The organism is Streptomyces deserti (assembly GCF_054782695.1).
Window position 1 is genome coordinate 1 of sequence record NZ_BAAGRZ010000079.1, and the last position, 5310, is coordinate 5310.

The window sequence follows — 5310 nt, forward strand, 5'->3', positions numbered from 1 at the left end:
GCATGGGCTCCATCAGCGGCGAGTGGAACGCGTGCGACACCCGCAGCCAGCGCGTCTTGCGGCCCTGCTCGGTGAAGACACCTGCCAGGTCCTCCAGGACAGATCGATCCCCGGACAGCACCACCTGGGACGGGCCGTTGACGGCGGCGACACCCACCCGCTCGGCGTGGCCCTCCAGCAGCGGCAGGACATCCCCCTCCGCTGCCTGCACCGCCAGCATGGCACCGCCTCCCGGCAGGGCCTGCATCAACCGGCCACGCGCCGCCACCAGCCGGGCCGCATCCTCCAACGACCACACCCCAGCCACATACGCCGCCACCAACTCACCGATCGAATGACCACCCACAACCTCCGGCCGCAGCCCGAACGACTCCGCCAGCCGGAACAGGGCGACCTCGATCGCGAACAGCGCCGGCTGCGCATACCCCGTCTGTTCTAGGACGTCCGCCTCGGTGCCGAACATCACCTCCCGCAGCGGGCGATCCAGCAGCGGATCCAGATGCGCGCACACCTCGTCCAGCGCGTCCGCGAACACCGGGAACGCCTCATACAGTTCCCGGCCCATGCCCAGCCGCTGGCTGCCCTGCCCGGTGAACACCACAGCAAGGCGCCCCTCAGCGACCACACCAGTCACCACCCCAGGCCCGCCGGAGACCAACGCCTCCAACCCCTGGACGAAGTCCTCCCGCTGACGCCCCAGCACCACCGCCCGATGCTCCAACGCAGAACGGCCCGACAGCAGCGACCAACCCACATCCACCGGATCAACGTCACCGCGCAGGACCACATGCTCACGCAGCCGCTCCGCCTGAGCCCGCAGCGCCTCCGTGCCACGAGCCGACACCAGCCACGGCACCACACCCACCGGCACCGGCACCGACTCCGCAGAGTCCTCCTCGCCGACCGGCGCCTGTTCCAGCACCACATGCGCGTTCGTGCCGCTCACACCGAACGACGACACCCCCGCCCGACGCGGCACACCGCCGTCCCGCTCCGGCCACTCCCGCGCCTCGGTCAGCAACTCCACCGCACCCGCCGACCAGTCCACCTGAGACGTAGGCGCATCCACATGCAACGTCCGCGGCAACACACCGTGCCGCATCGCCATCACCATCTTGATCACACCGGCCACACCCGCAGCCGCCTGCGTATGCCCGATGTTCGACTTGATCGACCCAAGCCACAGCGGATGCCCCTCAGCACGCCCCTGCCCGTACGTGGCGATCAGCGCCTGCGCCTCGATCGGATCCCCGAGCGTCGTCCCCGTACCGTGCGCCTCCACCGCATCCACATCACCCGCCGCCAATCCGGCACTCGCCAACGCGGCACGGATCACCCGCTGCTGCGACGGACCATTCGGCGCCGTAAGCCCATTGCTCGCACCGTCCTGATTGACGGCCGAACCCCGCACCACCGCCAGCACCTCGTGCCCGTTCCGCCGGGCATCCGACAACCGCTCCAGCAACAGCAGACCGACACCCTCACCCCACCCCGTACCGTCCGCAGCCTCCGCGAACGCCTTGCACCGCCCGTCCACCGCCAGCCCCCGCTGCCGGCTGAACTCGATGAACGTCTCCGGCGAGGACATGACGGTCACACCACCAGCCAGGGCCATGTCGCACTCGCCCTGCCGCAGTGCCTGCGCCGCAAGATGCAGGGCCACCAGGGAGGCCGAGCAGGCCGTGTCGACCGTCACCGCCGGCCCCTCCAGGCCGAACGCGTACGACAGCCGGCCGGACATGACGCTGACGGCGTTTCCGGTCAGGACGTGGCCTTCGACGTCCTGCGGCACGGATGTGAGGCGGGACACGTAGTCCTCGCCATTGGAGCCGACGAAGACGCCCGCACGGCTGCCGCGCAGGGTCGTCGGGTCGATGCCGGCCCGCTCGAACGCCTCCCACGCCGTCTCCAGCAGCAGCCGCTGCTGCGGATCCATCGCCAGCGCCTCACGCGGCGAGATCCCGAAGAAGTCCGCGTCGAACTCGGCCGCTTCGTACAGGAACCCGCCCTCACGGACGTAGCTCGTGCCGGGGTGATCCGGGTCCGGGTGGTACAGCCGCTCCACGTCCCACCCACGGTCGCCCGGGAGTTCGCCCATCCCGTCCCGTCCCTCGGCGACCAGTCGCCAGAGGTCCTCCGGGGAGCGTACGTCGCCGGGGAACCGGCAGCTCATCGCCACGATGGCGATGGAGTCGGAGTCGCCCGTGCCGACCGCGTCGGCGAGCGCCGGGGAAACCGAGGTGTCCCCGGCGCCGCCCACCGCCGCGCCGCCGCCGAACACCTCCCGCTCCAGATGGCCCGCGAGGGCGGCCGAGTTCGGGTAGTCGAAGACCAGGGAGGCCGGCAGCCGCAGGCCGGTCGCGGCCTGGACGCGGTTACGCAGTTCGACCGCGGTCAGGGAGTCGAAGCCCAACTCGCGGAAGGCGCGCTCCGGTTCGATCCTTTCGGGTGAGGCGTGGCCGAGCACGGCGGCGGCGTGGGTGCGGACGAACGTGAGCAGGGCGGCCCGGCGTTCCGGCCCGTCGAGCGCGGCGAGCCGGCCGGCCCAGTCGGCGGAGGCGGGCTGGTCGTCGCGGCCGGCCTCCGTCTGTCGGCGGGCCTCGGGGAGTTCCGCGAAGAGGGGGCTGGGGCGTGCCGCGACGAAGGCGGGCAGGAAGGTGTCCCAGTCGACGGCGGCCACGACCGTCGTTGCCGCTCCGGATTCCACCGCCCGCCACATCGCGGACACCGCGAGCTCGGGGTCCATGGGCGGCATGCCGTCGCGCCGGGCCCGTTCGGCGCGTACGGCCGTGTCGGCCAGGCCGGCGCCCGCCCAGGTGCCCCAGGCGATGGAGGTCGCGGGCAGGCCGTCGGCGCGGCGCTGTTCGGCCAGCGCGTCGAGGTAGGTGTTGGCCGCCGCGTAGTTCGCCTGTCCCGCGTTGCCGAGCGTCCCGGAGGCGGAGGAGAACAGCACGAACGCGTCGAGGTCCAGCTCGCGCGTCAGCTCGTGCAGCAGGATCGCCGCGGCGGCTTTGGGGCTCAGGACGTTGTCCAGCCGCTCGGGGCCGAGGGCGTCGACGACTCCGTCGTCCAGGGTGCCCGCGGTGTGCACGACCGCGGTCAGCGGGCACGTGGCGTCGCGGGAGCCGGACGCGCCGGGCGCACCAGACGCACCACACGCACCAGAGGCACCAGAGGCACCGGAGTCGGAGTGGCGGAGAGCGCCGAGGAGTTCCGCGACCGCCTCGCGGTCGGCCATGTCGCACGCCACGAGGGTGACCCGGGCCCCGAGCCGCTCCAGTTCGGCCTTCAGTTCGGCGGCTCCCGGAGCGTCCGGGCCGCGTCGGCTCGTCAGTACGAGGTGCTCGGCTCCCTCGCGTGCCAGGCGCCGGGCCACATGTCCGCCGAGCGCGCCCGTGCCACCGGTGACGAGAACGGTGCCCCAGGGTGTCCACCCCGTCCCCGCCGCGTCCGCCGTACCGTCACCCTGTTCCGCCCGCTCCGGCCGCTCCGGCCGTCCGCCGCCGGCGGCGGCACCGGCCGCTGCCTCGGCCCGGACGTCTCGGCCAACCGGACCCTCCCGGCCCTCCCGGCCGTCCCGCCGGTCCCACCCGGCCCGCTCACTCCGGACCAGCCTGCGGACGAAGATCCCGGAGCCGCGCACCGCGAGCTGGTCCTCGTCGCCGGCTCCGGCCAGGATTCCGGCAAGCCGCGCCGCGGCACGCCCGTCGACGGCGTCCGGCAGGTCGATCAGCCCGCCCCAGCGGTCGGGCCGCTCCAGTGCCACGGCCCGTCCGAGCCCCCACAGCTGCGCCTGGAGGGGGCTGCGCAGCCGGTCGCTGCGTCCCGTCGACACCGCGCCGCAGGACACGGCCCACAGGCGCGCCTCGATGTCCGTGTCGCCCAGTGCCTGGACCAGTGCCAGGGTGGCCGCCAGCCCGGCAGGGACGGCGGCCGCGCCGTCCAGCGGGGACTGGTCGAGCGCGAGCAGCGAGACGACACCGGCGATGTCCGCCTCGGCCGGCACCGACTCGTTCAGGCGCTCGACCAGCGCCTCCCGTGTCATCTGGCCGGCCGCGACCGTCAGTTCGTACGCCTCCGCGCCCGCCTCGCCCAGCGCCTCGCTCGTCCCGGCGACCCAGGGGTGATCGGCCGCCGCCTCGGGTACGACGACCAGCCAGCGGCCGGACAGGGCGGCCGTGGGGAGGCGCCCGGACAGCGGTTTCCAGGTCGCCTGGTACCGCCAGCTCTCCAGCACCGACCGCTCCCGCCGCTGCCGCCGCCACGCCGACAGACCCGGCAGCACCGCGCTCAGCGACTCCTCGTCGACATCGGCGAGGGTGGAGCTCAGCTCCGCCAGGTCCTCCCGCTCGACCGCCGCCCAGAACCGGGCTTCCACCTCGTCCGCGGCGGGCTGTGCACCGGCTTCCCTCTCGGGCTCGGTCAGCCAGTAACGCTCGCGCTGGAAGGCGTACGTGGGCAGATCCACGGTCCTGGCGCCCGGGTACAGGGCTTCCCAGTCCAGCTCGACACCGCGTGCGTGGGCCTCGGCGAGCGAGGCCATCAGCCGCTTCACGCCGCCGTCGTCACGGCGGAGGGAACCGAGGGTGACGGCGTCGGAGTCCGTGTCGTCGATGACGGCCTGGACCGGAACGGTCAGCACCGGATGCGGGCTCATCTCCAGGAACAGGTCGTGTCCCTCGGCGAGCAGCCCCCGGGCGGCCTGTTCGAACAGGACCGTGTGACGCAGGTTCCGGTACCAGTAGGAGCCGTCCATCGGCTCGTCCAGCCACGCACCGGTGAGCGTCGAGAACAGCGGCACCTCAGGCGTTCTCGGCGCGATCGGGGACAGGACCCGTGCCAGGTGCTCCTCGATCGCCTCGACCTGCGCGGAGTGCGAGGCGTAGTCCACCGGGATCGTCCGGGCTCGGACCTCCCGCTCCTCGCAGTACGCGACGAGCTCCCGCAACGCCTCCGGCTCACCGGACACCACGACGTGCGCGGGCCCGTTCACCGCGGCGACCTCCACCCGGTCGCCCCACGTCGCGAGCAGTTCCCGTACTCGCTCCACCGGCAGGGGTACGGAGACCATGCCGCCCCGACCCGAGAGGTCCAGGATGGCCTGGCTGCGCAGCGCGACGACCCAGGCGGCGTCCTCCAGCGACAGCGCCCCGGCGACACAGGCGGCGGCGATCTCGCCCTGGCTGTGACCCACCACCGCAGCCGGCTCCACGCCGGCCGCCCGCCACACTTCCGCCAGCGACACCATCACCGCGAACAACACCGGCTGAACCACATCCACCCGGTCGAAGTTCTCCCCACCCAGCTCCT

The 5310-nt window shown here is 73.0% G+C and carries 1 protein-coding gene; it reads right to left on the minus strand.

Features of this window, described 5'->3' with window-relative positions; all coding sequences use genetic code 11:
• On the minus strand, positions 1-5310 hold a 5310-nt coding region (locus ACYVMZ_RS39025; protein WP_461088025.1), incomplete at both ends, for an SDR family NAD(P)-dependent oxidoreductase.